This is a genomic window from Curtobacterium ammoniigenes NBRC 101786 (assembly GCF_001571045.1).
Classification (GTDB): domain Bacteria; phylum Actinomycetota; class Actinomycetes; order Actinomycetales; family Microbacteriaceae; genus Curtobacterium; species Curtobacterium ammoniigenes.
Genome location: NZ_BCSV01000004.1, coordinates 89,999 through 105,261, shown reverse-complemented (window position 1 = coordinate 105,261; position 15,263 = coordinate 89,999). Strand labels below are relative to the sequence as shown.

At 67.5% G+C, this 15,263-nt stretch carries 13 protein-coding genes, 1 tRNA gene and 1 riboswitch; of the genes, 7 read left to right on the top strand and 7 right to left on the bottom strand.

Annotated elements, in window-relative coordinates; translation table 11 throughout:
• Nucleotides 1-56: 56 nt before the first annotated feature.
• From CAM01S_RS09545 to aceE, 4 genes are all read right to left on the bottom strand, one after another.
• Complete coding sequence (locus CAM01S_RS09545; protein WP_066520297.1) at nt 57-1,091, bottom strand: beta-ketoacyl-ACP synthase III; 1,035 nt, start codon at nt 1,089-1,091, stop codon at nt 57-59.
• A complete protein-coding gene (locus CAM01S_RS09540) occupies nt 1,088-2,017 on the bottom strand; it encodes an ACP S-malonyltransferase (RefSeq protein ID WP_066520295.1) in 930 nt (309 codons plus the stop codon). The genes CAM01S_RS09545 and CAM01S_RS09540 overlap by 4 nt, the downstream gene beginning before the upstream one ends.
• Nucleotides 2,018-2,173: 156 nt before the next feature.
• On the bottom strand, nt 2,174-3,397 hold the full coding sequence (locus tag CAM01S_RS09535) for a PucR family transcriptional regulator (RefSeq protein ID WP_066520286.1): 1,224 nt from the start codon (nt 3,395-3,397) through the stop codon (nt 2,174-2,176).
• Between the two features lie 7 nt (nt 3,398-3,404).
• Complete coding sequence (gene aceE, locus CAM01S_RS09530; RefSeq protein WP_066520285.1) at nt 3,405-6,149, bottom strand: pyruvate dehydrogenase (acetyl-transferring), homodimeric type; 2,745 nt, start codon at nt 6,147-6,149, stop codon at nt 3,405-3,407.
• 220 nt (nt 6,150-6,369) lie between these two features.
• Between aceE and CAM01S_RS09525 the strand changes: the two genes are divergently transcribed.
• The 3 genes from CAM01S_RS09525 to CAM01S_RS09515 all read left to right on the top strand — a co-directional run bounded on the left by CAM01S_RS09525 (nt 6,370) and on the right by CAM01S_RS09515 (nt 7,459).
• The gene (locus CAM01S_RS09525; RefSeq protein WP_066520284.1) at nt 6,370-6,843 is read left to right on the top strand and encodes a peroxiredoxin; all 474 of its coding nucleotides are present in this window, start codon (nt 6,370-6,372) and stop codon (nt 6,841-6,843) included.
• Between the two features lie 108 nt (nt 6,844-6,951).
• Nucleotides 6,952-7,024, top strand: a tRNA-Val gene (locus CAM01S_RS09520).
• 150 nt (nt 7,025-7,174) lie between these two features.
• On the top strand, nt 7,175-7,459 hold the full coding sequence (locus tag CAM01S_RS09515) for a hypothetical protein (protein WP_066520281.1): 285 nt from the start codon (nt 7,175-7,177) through the stop codon (nt 7,457-7,459).
• A 48-nt stretch (nt 7,460-7,507) separates the two neighbouring features.
• Here the strand turns inward: CAM01S_RS09515 and CAM01S_RS09510 are convergent, their stop codons facing one another.
• Nucleotides 7,508-8,341: an aldo/keto reductase gene (locus tag CAM01S_RS09510; protein WP_066520280.1), complete on the bottom strand. Its 834-nt coding sequence runs from the start codon at nt 8,339-8,341 to the stop codon at nt 7,508-7,510.
• Between the two features lie 70 nt (nt 8,342-8,411).
• The gene (locus tag CAM01S_RS09505; protein WP_066521163.1) at nt 8,412-9,782 is read right to left on the bottom strand and encodes a sugar porter family MFS transporter; all 1,371 of its coding nucleotides are present in this window, start codon (nt 9,780-9,782) and stop codon (nt 8,412-8,414) included.
• Nucleotides 9,783-10,037: 255 nt separating this feature from the next.
• Here CAM01S_RS09505 and CAM01S_RS09500 point away from each other — a divergent pair, with 255 nt between their 5' ends.
• Nucleotides 10,038-10,451 carry a VOC family protein gene (locus CAM01S_RS09500; protein WP_066520278.1) on the top strand — a complete coding sequence of 138 codons (414 nt, stop codon included), beginning with the start codon at nt 10,038-10,040 and terminating at the stop codon, nt 10,449-10,451.
• Between the two features lie 84 nt (nt 10,452-10,535).
• Here CAM01S_RS09500 and CAM01S_RS09495 read toward each other — a convergent pair whose 3' ends face one another.
• Entirely contained in the window at nt 10,536-11,489 is a 954-nt protein-coding gene (locus tag CAM01S_RS09495; RefSeq protein WP_066520275.1) for an AraC family transcriptional regulator, read from the bottom strand.
• Between the two features lie 174 nt (nt 11,490-11,663).
• Between CAM01S_RS09495 and CAM01S_RS09490 the strand changes: the two genes are divergently transcribed.
• From CAM01S_RS09490 to CAM01S_RS15100, 3 genes are all read left to right on the top strand, one after another.
• On the top strand, nt 11,664-12,020 hold the full coding sequence (locus tag CAM01S_RS09490; protein WP_066520272.1) for a hypothetical protein: 357 nt from the start codon (nt 11,664-11,666) through the stop codon (nt 12,018-12,020).
• Between the two features lie 8 nt (nt 12,021-12,028).
• Nucleotides 12,029-12,133: riboswitch (TPP riboswitch) on the top strand.
• Between the two features lie 91 nt (nt 12,134-12,224).
• On the top strand, nt 12,225-12,884 hold the full coding sequence (locus CAM01S_RS09485) for an ECF transporter S component (RefSeq protein WP_066520270.1): 660 nt from the start codon (nt 12,225-12,227) through the stop codon (nt 12,882-12,884).
• An 81-nt stretch (nt 12,885-12,965) separates the two neighbouring features.
• A complete protein-coding gene (locus CAM01S_RS15100) occupies nt 12,966-15,182 on the top strand; it encodes an ATP-binding cassette domain-containing protein (RefSeq protein WP_066520267.1) in 2,217 nt (738 codons plus the stop codon).
• Nucleotides 15,183-15,263 lie beyond the last annotated feature (81 nt).

Sequence of the window (15,263 nt, the reverse complement as noted above, 5' to 3'; positions counted from 1 at the left end):
TGTCGTGTGACCGGGGTCAAGCCTAGGGCACGGGGTGTGTAGCGGATTTGCGGGGATCAGGGGAGGACGACGACCTGTGCGCCGAAGACCAGACCGGCTCCGAAGCCGATCTGGAGCGCAAGACCGCCGTGGAGCTGTGGATGCTCGGCGAGGAGCCGATGCGTTGCGAGCGGGATGCTCGCCGCCGACGTGTTTCCGGTCGTCGTGATGTCCCGACCGATCATGACCGATTCCGGGAGGCCGAGCTGCTTCGCGAACTCGTCGATGATTCGCATATTCGCCTGGTGGGGAATGAATGCGGCGAGCTGGTCCGCGGTGATGCCGGCAGCCTCCAGTGCGCGCTTGGCGACCGTGACCATTTCCCAGACCGCCCAGCGGAAGACCGTCTGTCCTTCCTGCCGGATGGTGGGCTGCGCTCCGCCGGCGCGCCATTCCGGATATGTCCTGGTCATCCAGATCGCATCCCACTTGGAGCCGTCCGATCCCCAGATCGTGGGGGCGATACCGGGATAGTCGCTCGGCCCGACGATCGCGGCTCCGGCCCCGTCGCCGAGCAGGAACGAGATCGAGCGATCGGTGGGGTCGACGATGTCACTGAGCTTCTCAGCACCGATGACGAGGACGTACTCCGCGATCCCGGTCTTGATGAACGAGTCGGCTTGCGCGATGCCGTACGCATACCCGGCGCACGCTGCGCTGATGTCGTATGCGGCGGCCGGTGTTGCGCCGATGCGCTCTGCGAGCAGGGTCGCCATCGATGGCGTGGCAACGGTGTTCGTGACCGTCGAGATGAGGACGACACCGATTTGGGACGCGTCGATGCCTGCCGCTGCGATGGCTTCGCGGGCTGCCACTTCGGCGAGGTCGACCGCCTGGACGTCCGCCCCGGCGCGGACCCGGGTGACGATTCCGGTGCGCTGCCGAATCCACTCGTCAGAGGAGTCGATCGGACCGACAAGGTCGTCGTTCGGCACGGACCGCTCACCGCGGGCGGCTCCGAGGGCCACGATGCGTGTGAACTGGTGGCCTGTTCGCTGCGCCAGTTCCGGGAGGCCCGCCGGGCGTCCGTTCGACGATGTCACGTCCGTCATGCGCTCGCCTCCGCCTGGTCGAGCAGCGCGACTGCTGCGGGCAGGTCATCGGGCGTTGTGATGCCCACTGTCGGGACGCCGCGCATGGCCCGCTTGGCGAGACCCACGAGGGCGCCGGCCGGAGCAAGCTCGATCACGCCGGTCACATCCGACTCGAGGAAGGATGTCATGACGGCATCCCAGTGCACGGGGTTCGCGATCTGGCCGACCATGAGGTCGACGAAGCGGCGCCCCGAGTCGATACGGGTTCCGTCCGCGTTCGTCCAGATCGGAAGCGTCGGGTCGTTGGCGGTCACCGCAGCAGCGACGGGACGGACGCGATCGACGGCGCTGGCCATGTACGAGGTGTGGAACGCTCCGGCCACGCTCAACGGGAGGACGCGCGTCTTCTCCGGGGGCTCGGCGGCGAAGGCTGCGAGAGCGTCCGTCGGCCCGGCGACCACGGTTTGGCCGCCGCCGTTGAAGTTCGCGGGGGCAAGACCGCGTTCGGCGAGAATCGCGGGGAGGGTTGCCACGTCGCCACCGAGCACGGCGCTCATGCCGGTCGACTCGGTGGCTGCTGCGTCTGCCATCGCCCGACCGCGCTCTGTGACGAGTCGGAGCGCGTCGGTCGGCTCCAGGATGCCCGCGATCGCTGCGGCGGTGAACTCTCCGACGGAGTGCCCGGCGACGCCGCCGACGCGGCTCCGACGACCATCTGCGAGCAGGGCCTCGGCGGTGATGAGTCCTGCTGCGACGATGAGCGGCTGAGCCAGCGCCGTGTCCCGGATGGTCTCCGCGTCTGAGTTGGTGCCGTGCTCGGCGAGGTCGATTCCGATGAGCTCGGACCACGATGCGACGTGCGAGCGAACACGCGCATCGGCGAGCCACGGAGCGAGGACCCCGGGCTTCTGCGAGCCCTGTCCTGGAGCGACGACGACAATCACCGGACAATCCTCCCGAAGCCCGCGAGGGGGTTCCGTGTGGACTTCCACACAGAATCAGGCGAACGCTTGTCGGGTGTCGCCAGACGGGGACCCGTCCCCGTTCAGCCGCGGCCCGGCCGATCCCGCGATGCGGCCGCGCGTCGGGGACGGGAGCGCTCAGCGCCGTTGCACCCGGCGGCGTCCGTTCGAGGATTCGGACATCGCCCCGATGATGAGCGCGGACTGCACAATGAGTGCGTCCCGGGGGTTTGTGGCGTCCCAGCCGATGATGTCCGCCACGCGGCGCAGTCGGTACCGCACCGTGTTCGGATGCACGAACAACTCACGGGCGGTCGCTTCGAGTGAGCGCCCGGTGTCGAGGTAGCACCAGAGGGTTTGGAGCAGCTCGGTCGACTGATCCTTGAGCGGAATATAGATGCGCTGCACCAGTGCTGATCTGGCGAGTGGGTCGCCGGCGAACGCCCGTTCCGGGAGGAGGTCGTCCGCGAACGTCGGCCGCGGCGCGCCACGCCACGCGCGGGCGACCGCGAAGCCGGCGAGGGCTGCTTTCGCGCTGGTGGATGCATCCACGACGCCGGGGACTTCGTTCCCGAGCACTAGGTGTCCTTCGCCGAACTGCGACTCCAACGCGGCCGCGATCGCCATGAAGGACGTCGGCTCCTCGCCGTCGGGGGTGTCGTCTCGGGGCGTTGCCCGGCCGATGACAACGACGAGCCGCGAGCCCTGAACGCCGATGAGGACATCGGCATCCATGTGCCGAGCGGTCCGGCGGATCGTGTCCACTTCGAGTTGTTTGGGCGCCGTGCCGACGAGCACTGCGACTTCGCCGTGGCCCCGCCACCCGAGTGCCGCGATCCTGCTCGGCAACTCATCGTCGTACTCGCCCGACAGGATGGAGTCGACGACAAGCGCCTCGAGGCGGGCATCCCACAGTCCGCGCGCCTCCGCCGCTCGCGCATACACGTCCGCTGCCGCGAACGCGATGTCTCTCGAGTAGACGAGGATCGCCTCCTGGAGGAGATCGTCGCCCGATGCGCGCTGTTCGACAACTTCGACGACGACACGGATGAGTTGCAGTGTCTGCTGCAGGCTGACCGAGCGGAGCAGCTCCCGGGGTGCGCTGCCGAAGACGTCCGCGGCGGCGATCCACGGGGTGGAGGCTGTGCCTTCGAACCACGAAACGAACGACGTGATCCCCGCCTGCGCGACGAGTCCGACCGCGGAGCGCCGACCGGGTGGCATTTCGCTATACCAGGGGAGCGTCTCTTCGAGGCGCTTGATCGTGGCGCTGGCAAGCTCACCGGACACACCGCGGAGCCAGGAGAGCGTCCGTTCCCGGTCGCGCTCCCGGCCCGCAGTGTCCGCTCGCAGCGTCGTCACTGCCAGGTCAGCTTTCGCCGCCCGCGCTACCCGTCGTGCCTGCGCTGACATCGTGGAGGCGGTACTTGTCGATCGCCGCCTGCACGGTCGACGGGTCGATCTCGCCTCGTCGGGCGAGCTGCTGCAGTGTGCGCACCACGACCGACGGACCGTCGATCGTGAAGAAGCGTCGGGCAGCGGCCCGCGTGTCGGAGAACCCGAACCCGTCGGCGCCGAGCGTGGCGAAGTCGCGCGGCACGAACTGCCGGATCTGGTCCGGCACTGCGTGCATGAAGTCGGTGACCGCCACGACCGGTCCTTCGGTGTGCTGCAGGCGCTCGGTGACGTACGGGGTACGGACCGGCTCGTTCGGGTGCAGGAATGCGTGCTCGTCGGCTGCCAGGCCGTCGCGGCGGAGCTCGCCCCAGCTGGTGACGCTCCAGACGTCGGCCGAGACACCCCAATCCTCGGCGAGGAGCCGCTGGGCCTCCAGGATCCACGGCACGGCGACGCCGGAAGCGAGGAGCTGGGCCTTCGGGCCGTCGTGGTCGGAACGCTGGAGGAGGTGCATGCCTCGCACGATCCCGTCGACGTCGACATCCTCCGGTTCGGCGGGCTGCGGCATCGGCTCGTTGTAGACGGTCAGGTAGTACATGACGTTCGGGTCGGCGTGCTTCGGGGTGCCGTCCTCGTTCGTGCCGTACATGCGCTCGAGCCCGGACTGCACGATGTGCGCGATCTCGTATCCGTACGCGGGGTCGTACGCGACCACCGCGGGGTTCGTCTGCGCGAGCATGAGCGAGTGGCCGTCCGCGTGCTGGAGGCCTTCTCCGGTCAGGGTGGTGCGTCCGGCCGTCGCGCCGATCAGGAATCCGCGGGCCATCTGATCGCCCGCCGCCCACAGGGCGTCGCCCGTGCGCTGGAAGCCGAACATCGAGTAGAAGACGTACACCGGGATCAGCGGCTCACCCTGGGTCGAGTACGAGCTTCCGACGGCGGTGAACGCTGCGACCGCTCCGGCCTCGTTGATGCCGACGTGGATGATCTGTCCTTGCGGGCTCTCCTTGTAGGCGAGGAGCAGTTCGCGGTCGACCGACGTGTAGTGCTGACCGTTCGGGTTGTAGATCTTCGCGGTCGGGAAGTAGGCGTCCATGCCGAACGTCCGTGCTTCGTCCGGAATGATCGGGACGATTCGCTCACCGAAGTCGGGCGAGCGAAGCAGATCTTTCAGCAGGCGCGCGAAGGCCATCGTCGTGGCGACTTCCTGCTTGCCGGACCCCTTCTTCGCGATCGCGTACTTCGAGTCGTCCGGCAGCGTGATCGCCGTGTGGGCTGTACGGCGCTCCGGCACGTAGCCCCCGAGGGCCCGACGACGCTCGTGCATGTACTCGATCGCTTCGTCGTCCGCACCGGGGTGGTAGTAGGGCGGCAGGTAGGGGTTCTCTTCGAGCTGCGCGTCGGAGATCGGGATTCGCATCTCGTCGCGGAACTGCTTGAGGTTCTCGAGCGTCAGCTTCTTCATCTGGTGGGTCGCGTTGCGCCCCTCGAAGCTCGGCCCGAGCCCGTAACCCTTCACGGTCTTCGCGAGGATGACGGTCGGTTGGCCCTTGTGCTCGACCGCGGCCTTGAACGCGGCGTACACCTTGCGGTAGTCGTGCCCGCCACGCTTGAGGTTCCAGATCTGGTCGTCGGTGTAGTCCTTGACGAGCTCGAGCGTCTTCGGGTCGCGGCCGAAGAAGTTCTCGCGCACGTAGGCGCCGTTCTCGGCCTTATAGGTCTGGTAGTCGCCGTCCGGGGTCACGTTCATCAGGTTGAGCAGTGCGCCGTCGGTGTCGCGCGCCAGCAGGTCATCCCACTCGCGACCCCAGATCACCTTGATCACGTTCCAGCCCGCACCGCGGAAGTAGCTCTCGAGCTCCTGGATGATCTTGCCGTTGCCACGCACCGGACCATCGAGGCGCTGCAGGTTGCAGTTGATGACGAATGTCAGGTTGTCGAGGCCGTCGTTGGCGGCGACCTGAAGCTGCCCGCGCGACTCGACCTCGTCCATCTCGCCATCGCCGAGGAACGCCCAGACGTGCTGGTCGGACGCGTCCTTGATGCCCCGGTTGCTGAGGTACTTCGCCTGCTGCGCCTGATAGATCGCATTGATCGGGCCGATCCCCATGGACACGGTGGGGAACTGCCAGAAGTGCGGCATGAGCCGCGGGTGCGGGTATGACGAGAGACCGCCGGCCGCGTGCGATTTCTCCTGACGGAACCCGTCGAGTTGTTCGGCGCTGAGACGCCCCTCGAGGAACGCGCGGGCATACATGCCGGGGGAGGCGTGTCCCTGGAAGAAGACCTGATCGCCGCCGGACGGGTGGTCCTGCGCACGGAAGAAGTGGTTGTAGCCCACCTCGTAGAGGGCTGCGCTCGACGCGTACGTCGAGATGTGGCCGCCCACGGCGATCCCGGGACGCTGCGCGCGATGCACGGTGATCGCAGCATTCCAGCGGATCCACCGCCGGAATCGACGCTCGAGCTCCTCATCGCCCGGGAATTCGGGCTCGTTCTCGGGCGCGATGGTGTTGACGTAGTCCGTCGTCGGAACCATCGGAACGCCGAGGTGGAGCTCTTTGGACCGCTTCAGGAGGCTGAGCATGATCTCGCGGCCGCGGCCGTGCCCTTGCGACTCCACGAGACCGTCGAGCGATTCGCGCCATTCGGCGGTCTCTTCCGGGTCCTGGTCGTGGCTGCCTGCGCTGTACGGGTCCTGGTCGTTCACCGTCACCCTTGACCTCGTTCGTTCTCGTGGTGGACATGTCGAGCCCGAGGCCGGGTCGCGACCGTTTCGAGCCTCACACACTCTAGTTCCTGGCACCGACGACCCGCTCGCCCGGCGGTGCGCTTGCGTTCGGGCAGAGCCGGCGTAGTATTCCCGATCGTGCTCGCCAACGCGCGCACGCGAATCGGGCGGCCATCCGCTGCCTTGAGAGGGAGACGCACCGGCCATGGCACTCGAGATCGGTTCACTGGCACCGGACTTCGAATTGCCCAACCAATTCGGCGAGCACGTGCGACTCAGTGACTTCCGCGGCGTTCGCCCGGTCGCGCTCGTGTTCTTCCCGCTGGCGTTCTCGTCGACGTGCACGAACGAGTTGTGTGCGCTGCAGGAAAATCTCGCAATGTTCACCGACCATCGCGTCGAGTTGCTCGCGGTGAGCGTGGACTCGAAGGCCGCATTGCGATCGTTCGCCGACGCGAAGGGATACGACTTCACCCTCCTGGCGGACTTCTGGCCGCATGGGGCCGTGTCGAAGGAGTACGGCGTGTTCCTCGAGCGCAAGGGATTCGCGACCCGAGCAACGTTCGTGATCGACGCGGACGGCCGGATTCGCGCCTCCGTGATCACTGAGCCCGGCGTCGCCAGAGACATCGCCGAATACCGACGTGCGCTCGATCGGCTCGCTCCCGTCCACGCCTGAGTCGTTGCCGCACTGCGCTGCGGAACGCCGACGGTCCTGAGGAATCGGCGGATTCGGAAGAACGGTACAGTGGGGCGCCAGGCGCCACGCGCCACGCGCCACGCGCACGGGCCTTTAGCTCAGTTGGTAGAGCGCCACGTTTACACCGTGGATGTCGTCGGTTCGAACCCGGCAGGGCCCACTGTCTCCCGTCTTGGCGGCGAATAGCCGCGACCCGCCGTGCTCAGGAGGATCGAGACGAGTTCCTCCGCGACACATGCGTAATCCAGCACGGGGGCGGCGACGCCCGGTAGCCGAGAGCGGCCGCAAGCGGCGAGCATACGATGGCGCAATGAGTGACCACGAGCACATTGACGAGCACACGAACGACCCGATTCACGGCGCTGACGAGCCGGTTCATTCCTTCGACCAGACCAACGGAGTCGTGGAGGGTCTCGACGGCGATGCGGACGCTCCGGAGAACGCAAACGGCGATGTCGGCGACGAGCGCGCTGCATTCATCGCGGCCCCGGCTCCGGGTGCGCAGATGGCGCCCGGTGTGTTCCCCGTCGGCGCCGAAGCGGCCGACGACGAGACGGAGGCCGACCCCGATTCCGACGACCCGACTCCGGCCTGATTTCCCCGTCGCGGTGGGCCAGGGAAGGGCTCCCGGCGGGCGCGATCGTCAGTTCACCTGAGACGGGTCTCCGCCGACGCGTCGATTCTCGTCGAGCTCATCGATCGCGCGCATTTCCGAGTCCGTGAGCTCGAACCCGAAGAGGTCGATGTTCTGCGCCATCCGCTCGGGCGATGTCGTCTTCGGAATGACTACGTTTCCGGTCTGCAGGTGCCATCGGAGCACCACCTGCGCCGGAGTGACCCCGTGCGCTCCCGCGGCCGCCTGAATCGGCGCGAGAGTGAAAAGGTCGTATTTACTTTGCCCAAGAGGTCCCCACGCCTCTGTGACAATCCCCGCACGCTCGTGGAATGCTCGCAGCTCGCGCTGCTGGAAGATCGGGTGCAGCTCGACCTGGTTCACCGCCGGAACGACCTCGGTCTCATCGAGGAGGCGTGTCAGGTGTTCCACGAGGAAGTTGCTGACACCGATCGCCTTCGCTCGTCCGTCCCGGAAGAATCCCTCGAACGTACGCCAGGTCGTGATGTAGCGGTCGCTTGCCGGCAGCGGCCAATGGATCAGGTAGAGATCCAGGAAGTCGACGCCGAGCGCCTCCAGGCTGCGTTCGAACGCGGCCGCGACGTCGCCATCGCGGTGGTGATCGTTTCGGAGCTTCGTGGTCAGGAAGATCTCATCGCGCGGGATTCCTGATGCGCGGAGTGCGGCGCCGACCTCGCGTTCGTTGTTGTAGCCGGTGGCCGTGTCAATGTGCCGATAGCCCGCCGCGAGCGCCTGTTCGACGACGCGTTGGGTGTCGCTCGGCTCGACCTTGAACACGCCGAACCCGAGCTGGGGGATCGTCGTCCCGGAGTTCAACCGAACCTGTGGTGTGTGAGCGCTCATGGCGCCAGTGTCGCACAGCGCCGCATGTCACCGCCGTTTCCGGTGCCCGGAGCTCTGAGTACCTGACCGGTCATCGAGAGGTGAGCTCGCTTTGTATCGACTCGAGGGACCGGTTGCTTGTCTCCGGCACCCGGAAGGCGAAGAACAGGAACGCGACGATTCCGAGCCCCGTGTAAACGAAGAACACGCCCTGGGTGGTGATGAGTTGCGTGGCAGTCAAGTACGTTCCTGCAACGACGAAGTTCGCAGCCCAGTTCACCATCGTCGAGACGGCCATCGACTTGCTCCGGATGCCGATCGGGAAGATCTCGGAGATCATGAGCCAGAACACCGGACCGAGTCCGATCGCGTACGCCGCAATATACAGGATGAGCCCGACGAGAGCGGTCCAACTCGCGTGGTGCTGCAGCCAGGGGCTCCAGAAATAGACGCCGAGGAACGCAAGCGCGACGGTGAGCCCGGCCGTCCCCGTGAGCAGGAGCGGCCGTCGGCCGACGCGGTCGAGCAGAACGACTGCCACGATCGTGAACACCACGTTCGTTATTCCGATCGACACGGTTCGTGCGATGGAGGAACTGCTGGTCAAACCGGTGTGCTGGAGGATCGTCGGTGCGTAATAAATCACCGTATTGACCCCGACGAACTGCTGGAAGAACGCGAGCCCCATCCCGACGAACAGCAGCGGTCGGATCGACTTCGACACGAGGTCGCGCCAGCGGCTCGACGACTCCTGCTTATTCGCGTCGCGCATTCCAGCCAACTCATCGTCCACGTCCGCGTGCGGATCGTCGTGCCGAAGACGCTCGAGGACCTTGCGGGCGTCATCATCACGGTCCCGCATCATCAACCAACGCGGCGTGTGGGGCACTGTGAGCATTCCTATGGCGAGCGCAGCACCGGGGATCGCAGCGATCCCGAGCATCCAACGCCAGTTCCCCGGAACTCCGGTGAATGCGGTATTGACCAGATACGAGATAAGGATGCCCGTTGTCACCGCGAGCTGGTTGAACGACACGAGGCCGCCGCGAATGCGAGGTGGCGCCGACTCCGAGATGAAAAGGGGGGAGACGAACGATGCGGTACCGACCGCGAGGCCAAGCACGAATCGGGCGACGATCAGCATCGGAACATCCACGGCGAAGGCGCATGCGATCGCCGCGACGAAGTACACCGAGCCGGATACCACCTTGGTCCACTTCCGACTGAATGCGTCGGCGGCGAACGCTGAGATGAGCGCACCGCCGATCGCGCCAAGCAGCAGGACGGAGACGATCCATTCCTGCTCGGTCGGCCCCGCATGGAGATCCTTTTTGATGAAGAGGATCGCGCCGGAGACGACACCGGTGTCGTATCCGAACAGCAGGCCACCAATTGCCGCGACTATCGAGACCCGGATCAGGAGCGGATTCGCGCTCGCTCGAACCTCCTGCAGGTATCCCATCGACCGCTCCTTTCGCACCGCGTGTTTCGGGTCGGTGCCGACCGATCGCGTCGGCAATCGACGTGTCAGCCGGGTTGCACACCATCCGTCGCTACGCGGCGAGGCCTTGCGGGGCATCCAGGGCTGTCAGGTGTGCGCTGCCCAGCCGAACGGGCTTCGCCGCATGCTCGACCCGAGATGCAGGCCTTGACGTGCCATCGCCGACACCGCGACCATGAACCGTCACGCGAGACCGCGCGAGAAGGTGAGGATGCGATGCAGGGGTTCGGACCCACTCCGTATCTGCTGATGGCTGGAACAGCGCGAGAGGCGCTCGAATGGTGGGCCTCGGTATTCGGCGGAGCCGTGTCGACGCACACGTTCGAGCAGTTCGGGCGGACCGACGGGGATCCGAACGCTGTCGCCCACGGCACGCTCACCGGACCGGTGTCACTCTATGCAGCCGACGCTGGAACCGACGACGCCCCCTTCGCGAGCGCCGGGCTGTTCTTCGCCCTGCTTGGGACAGGCAGTCCTGAGCAGTCGAAGAAATGGTTCGATCGTCTCAGTGAGGGCGGGCATGTCATCGACGCTTTGCAGCAGCGTGGATGGAACGCATGGGACGGCCAGGTGCGTGATCGGTACGGCGTGACCTGGCTCGTCGGCTACGAGCTGGACTCGGCATCGTAAGCCGCCGAGTCCAGGACCCAAGCGCGCAAGCGCGCAAGCGCGCAAGCGCCCGAGCGCGCAAGCGCCCGAACGCGGCGAAACCGACTAGAGCAGCCGACGTCGGCGGAGCGTCTCCGAGGGAGCCTCCCCGAATTGGTCGCTGTAATAGGCGGAGAACCGACCGAGGTGCCGGAACCCGTGCGCGAGCGCCTGGCTCGCAACACTCGTGCTCAAGGGTGAATGCATCAGGAGTTGCGCGCGGACTCGGTGTAGCCGCGTCTCACGGAGAAAGACGAGCGGGCTGGTGTGGAGATGCCGCTGGAATGAGGCCTGCAACGTGCGCGTCCCGACGTCGACGGCCGCGGCGATCTCGATGATCGTCAGCGGCTCCGCGGCGTGTGCCGCGATGAACTCCTGCGCGGCTCGTAGGGTCTTCCCGCCGGCGAGTGCCGACGGCGCCGGTCGCGCATCGTAGGCCTCGACGACGGCCTCGGCGACGAGAAGGTTTGCCCGGGTTCGCACGGCCCGGTCCGAAGCGGGGTCCAGCAGGACGGGTGCGTGAGTAGCAATCGCCTGGCGGAGCTGCTCGATGCGCTCAGGACTGGCTGCGCGCCGGAACCGCAGCGGCGCGGGCGGTCGGCCGATGCGCGCAGCGGCCACAGCCTCCAGGAAGTCACCCTCGAATCGAACGAGATTCTGGGTGGTCGGCGGTGCATCGAACGTGAAGGGGCGCCCCGCGGGGTACATCACCGGGATGCCGGGGATCATGGTGGTCGGCTCGGCCCCGTCAGGATCCAGGATGACACCGGGGGTGCTCGTCCAGGCAAGGAAATATTGCCGCCCGGAAGGGATGGTGCCCCACCGGCGAGCGTCTACCGTCGTGCTGCCGAGTGTGACGGCGCCGTCGCCGACCGCGCGATAGCGATAGCCGAAGTTGGTGGCGGATCGGTCGAAGTGGATGTCGTTGCTGTCGTACACGTGCTCGTAGAAGTCCACCGCCTCGTCGATGGAGTGCCCGTGTTGCTCGAAGTTCAGGATGGGAAGCGAGTCAGAAGGCATGCACGTCCCATTGTGAGTGGTGCCACTGTCAAACGGGCTGGATGTCCACGAAGACGCCTCCCACGAAGAAGCCTCCGACGCTGACGCCGCCGAAAGGGAGTGGCTCCACCTCGAGAGTCTGCGGGATTGTCATAGGGCCGAGCCCTCGCGACTGCGGCGGCGTTGAGTGAGCGTGTGAAATACCTGGTGTACGGCGACAACAAGGTCATGACGGGCGATGCGATCGCAGAGGCGGTGCTCGCCTATGCGGCAGCGCTCGGCCAGAACGGGACGACTGACATCGTCGAGGTGCCGACCATGGACGAGCTCGGCCAGACCGCGGTCGCCGAAGTGCTCGTCGGGCCGGCGAGTCAGGTCATGGTGGAGGTCGCCCCCGACGACGAACTCGAGCCCGAGGACGAGCAGCTCGTCGACGAGTTGCATCGCCGTACCGCCGAGGTCGGCGGCGGTCGATTCGTCGATGCGGCGTCATCGCATTCGAAGGACCCCGCTGCGCGCCGCTTGCGCACGGACCCCCCGACGCAGGGGTAAGATCACACCTCGTACGACAGGGGAGCGCCCCGAGCGCTGAGAGTGCGGCTTGCCGCAGACCCTCCGAACCTGATCCGGTTAGCACCGGCGAAGGGAGTCGAAGATTCTCGAGACACCACGGCACCATCGCTCTGGCGACGGCTGCGCAGCATGGATCCTCCTGTCCGCACTGACCTTTTCGCGGAATCAGGAGCAGACAGCATCATGACCGGCACGACCTCCGGTGCGGTTCGCCGCACGCCCCCCACATTCATCCCTGCTCGTGCTCCACTGCCTCGGTGGCGCGCGATCGACCTGCTCACTGCGGCGATGGTCGCCGTCGCGTTCGGCGTCGTGTTCTGGGCGTTCGACACATTCGTGTATCCGGTGGTCTCTGCGGTCACCGCCGGTTTCCCGCCCCTCGGCGAGCTGGCACTTGGCGTCTGGCTCATCCCCGCCGTCGTGGGCGCCCTCATCGTACGGCGGCCCGGTGCCGCTGTGCTCACGGAACTCGTCGCAGCGAACGTCGAGCTCCTGCTCGGGAACCAATGGGGGATCACCGTGCTCGCGTCGGGATTCCTCCAGGGCGTCGGCGTCGAGATCGTCTTCGCGATCCTGCTGTGGCGCCGATTCGGAGCGGTGCCAGCCGTGCTCGGCGGCATGCTCTCGGCGGCACTCGAGATCGCCTGCTACGAGTGGTGGTCGTACGTGCCGTCATACTCCTGGGGCTGGAAGCTCATCTACCTGGCGGCGGGCCTCGTGTCGGGCGCCGTCATCGCCGGCCTTGGCGGCTGGTCACTCACCAGAGCCCTCGCACGCTCGAGTGCGCTGAACGCGTTCCCGGCCGGACAGGAGTTCCACGAAGGCCGCACCAGGAAGGCCTGAGTCATCGACAGAGCGACCGGACGCGGCGCCCTGATCGAGGTCGACGGGCTGACCTGGCGTCCATTCGGCCGATCACGACCGGTGCTCGACGGGTTGACGCTGACGATCAAGCCCGGCGAGCGAGTGTTACTCGCCGGACCGAGCGGCAGTGGTAAGTCGACGCTGCTCCGAGCGCTCGTCGGCGGCCTCGAGACCCAGGGCGGCGGCGAGGTCCGGGGATCGATCCGCATCGACGGGGCGGAGCCGGAACGTGCGCTGAGCGGTCTGCTCCTCCAAGACCCGCGCGACGCGACGGTTGCGGAGACTGTCGGCCGGGACACGGCATTCGGTCTCGAGAATCGAGGGGTGCCGCGGACGGATATCTGGGAGCGTGTGCGATCCGCGCTCACGGAGGTCCGCCTCCCGCAATCCCCGGACCGCGCGGTGCGATCGCTCTCCGGCGGCGAAGCGCAGCGTCTCGCGCTCGCCGGGGTGCTCGTCCTCGGACCGGGACTGCTGCTCCTCGACGAGCCGACGTCGATGCTCGACCCGGTTGCTGCCGGAGCGGTGCGCGAGGCGGTCGTCGCCGCCGTCGAGGCAACAGGGGCGACGCTCGTGCTCGTGGAGCATCGATGCGCCGAGTGGATGCCGATCGTCGACCGGGTAATCGCTCTGAGTGCTGACGGCAGTGTGATCGCCGACGGCGACCCGGCCGCCGTGTTCAGCAGTGTCGGGGCGACGCTCATCCACGATGGCGTGTGGGTGCCGGGCGCACCGCAGCCGCTGCCCGTCCCGACCTCTCCGGATCTCCTCGTACCGAGCATCGTGCTGTCGCCCGGATCTCCGGCCGTCAGCGCAGCGCGAGTCTCGGTCGACCGTTCGATGCGCTCGCCGCTCGCTCGCGGCGAGGAAGAGCGCTGCGTCCGGACGCTGGACTCCGTTGACGTGGTGGCTGTGTCCGGCTCGATCCTGGCGATCGTCGGCCCCAGCGGCGCCGGGAAGTCGACACTGTCCGGGTTGCTCGCCGGCCTCGAAGCGCCGACTGCCGGCGCGGTTCGAGCGTCCGCTGCGCTCGCCGTCGCGGGAGACGACCGGCCGGCCGCATGGCCCGCCGCCGCGATTCGCGCACGGATCGGATGGGTTCCCCAAGATGCGGAACTCGCCGTCCTCGGACGCACGGTCCGGCAGGACGTGCTCGTCGCTGCCGAACGACCTGAGGACGCCGACCGGATCCTCGAGCTGCTCGACCTCGCACCGCTGGCGGACTCGGACCCGCACCAGCTGTCCGGCGGTGAGCAGCGCCGACTCGCCGTCGCAGCTGCGATCGCGCAGCGTCCAGCCATCCTCGTCCTCGATGAGCCGACCGTAGGGCAGGATCGGCGCACGTGGAGTGCGGTGACCGGACTGCTCCTCGCCGCCCGGGAGGCCGGGGTCGCCGTGGTCGTGACCACGCACGACCCGAATATGATCGCGTTGGCCGACCGCGTGCTCCGACTCGATGCCGGTCATCGCGCGGACCGCCCGCTCCGGGCGATCGAGCACTGCGTCGACGAGCCCCCTGACGCTCAGCGCTCGAGCGCATACGCCCGCCCGCCCGCACGTTCGCCCGGTCTCGCCCTCCGATGCGGGCCGCTCGCGCTCGTCGGCGCCGCGATGCTGTTGCTCATCGGATCCCTCGGCGTGACCGGGATACCCTCCCCGCTCGCGGGGATCCTTGCCTGGCTGGCGCTCGCTCCGTTCGTTGCGCGGGGGGCGCGGCTCCAGCCCCGACGGCTCCTGCCGGGTGCGATCGCGGCCCTCTCGGTCGGGTTCTCGTCGTGGCTTCTCGGGTCGCCGCACTCGGCAGCGGTCGGGGTCAGCGCTGGACTGCGGATCGCGTTCTTCGTCCTTCCCGGCATCTGGCTGGCCGGACTCATCGAACCGTCTGCCTTCGGAGACCACCTTGCGCAACGCCTGCACCTTCCGGCACGGCCGGTCGTCGCCGCATCGGCAGCCCTCCAGCAGTTCGATCGTCTTGCCGCCGACTGGCAGCAGCTTCGCGCGGTTCGGCGAATGCGCGGCGTCAGCGCCGGGCGCAGCCCGGGTGCGCGCGGCCGCGAGTTCGCCGGGATGACCTTCGCCCTGCTCGTGCGTTCGCTCCGGACAGCGGCACGGATGTCCGTCGCGATGGATGCCCGCGGATTCTCGGCCGCCCACGATCGCGGCATTCGTCGCTCGTGGGCCGAAGCCGCGCGGTGGGGTCGTGCCGACACGACGCTGATCGTGCTCGCCGCGGTTGTTGCCGCGATCCCGACCGTCGTTCATCTGCTCGTCACCTAGCCGGGCTGCTCCGCACGTCTTCCAGCGGAGCGGTCTCGCGCCGCGGCCGCTGTCCGGGGGCCGCGTCGGCTTGCCAGAGCG

Bases quoted from the DNA above. Each gene is read 5' to 3' on its own strand.
- CAM01S_RS09545 (WP_066520297.1), bottom strand. From the start codon at position 1,091: ATGACGGACGTGACATCGTCGAACGGACGCCCGGCGGGCCTCCCGGAA.
- CAM01S_RS09525 (WP_066520284.1), top strand. From the start codon at position 6,370: ATGGCACTCGAGATCGGTTCACTGGCACCGGACTTCGAATTGCCCAAC.
- CAM01S_RS09515 (WP_066520281.1), top strand. From the start codon at position 7,175: ATGAGTGACCACGAGCACATTGACGAGCACACGAACGACCCGATTCAC.
- CAM01S_RS09510 (WP_066520280.1), bottom strand. From the start codon at position 8,341: ATGAGCGCTCACACACCACAGGTTCGGTTGAACTCCGGGACGACGATC.
- CAM01S_RS09505 (WP_066521163.1), bottom strand. From the start codon at position 9,782: ATGGGATACCTGCAGGAGGTTCGAGCGAGCGCGAATCCGCTCCTGATC.
- CAM01S_RS09500 (WP_066520278.1), top strand. From the start codon at position 10,038: ATGCAGGGGTTCGGACCCACTCCGTATCTGCTGATGGCTGGAACAGCG.
- CAM01S_RS09495 (WP_066520275.1), bottom strand. From the start codon at position 11,489: ATGCCTTCTGACTCGCTTCCCATCCTGAACTTCGAGCAACACGGGCAC.
- CAM01S_RS09485 (WP_066520270.1), top strand. From the start codon at position 12,225: ATGACCGGCACGACCTCCGGTGCGGTTCGCCGCACGCCCCCCACATTC.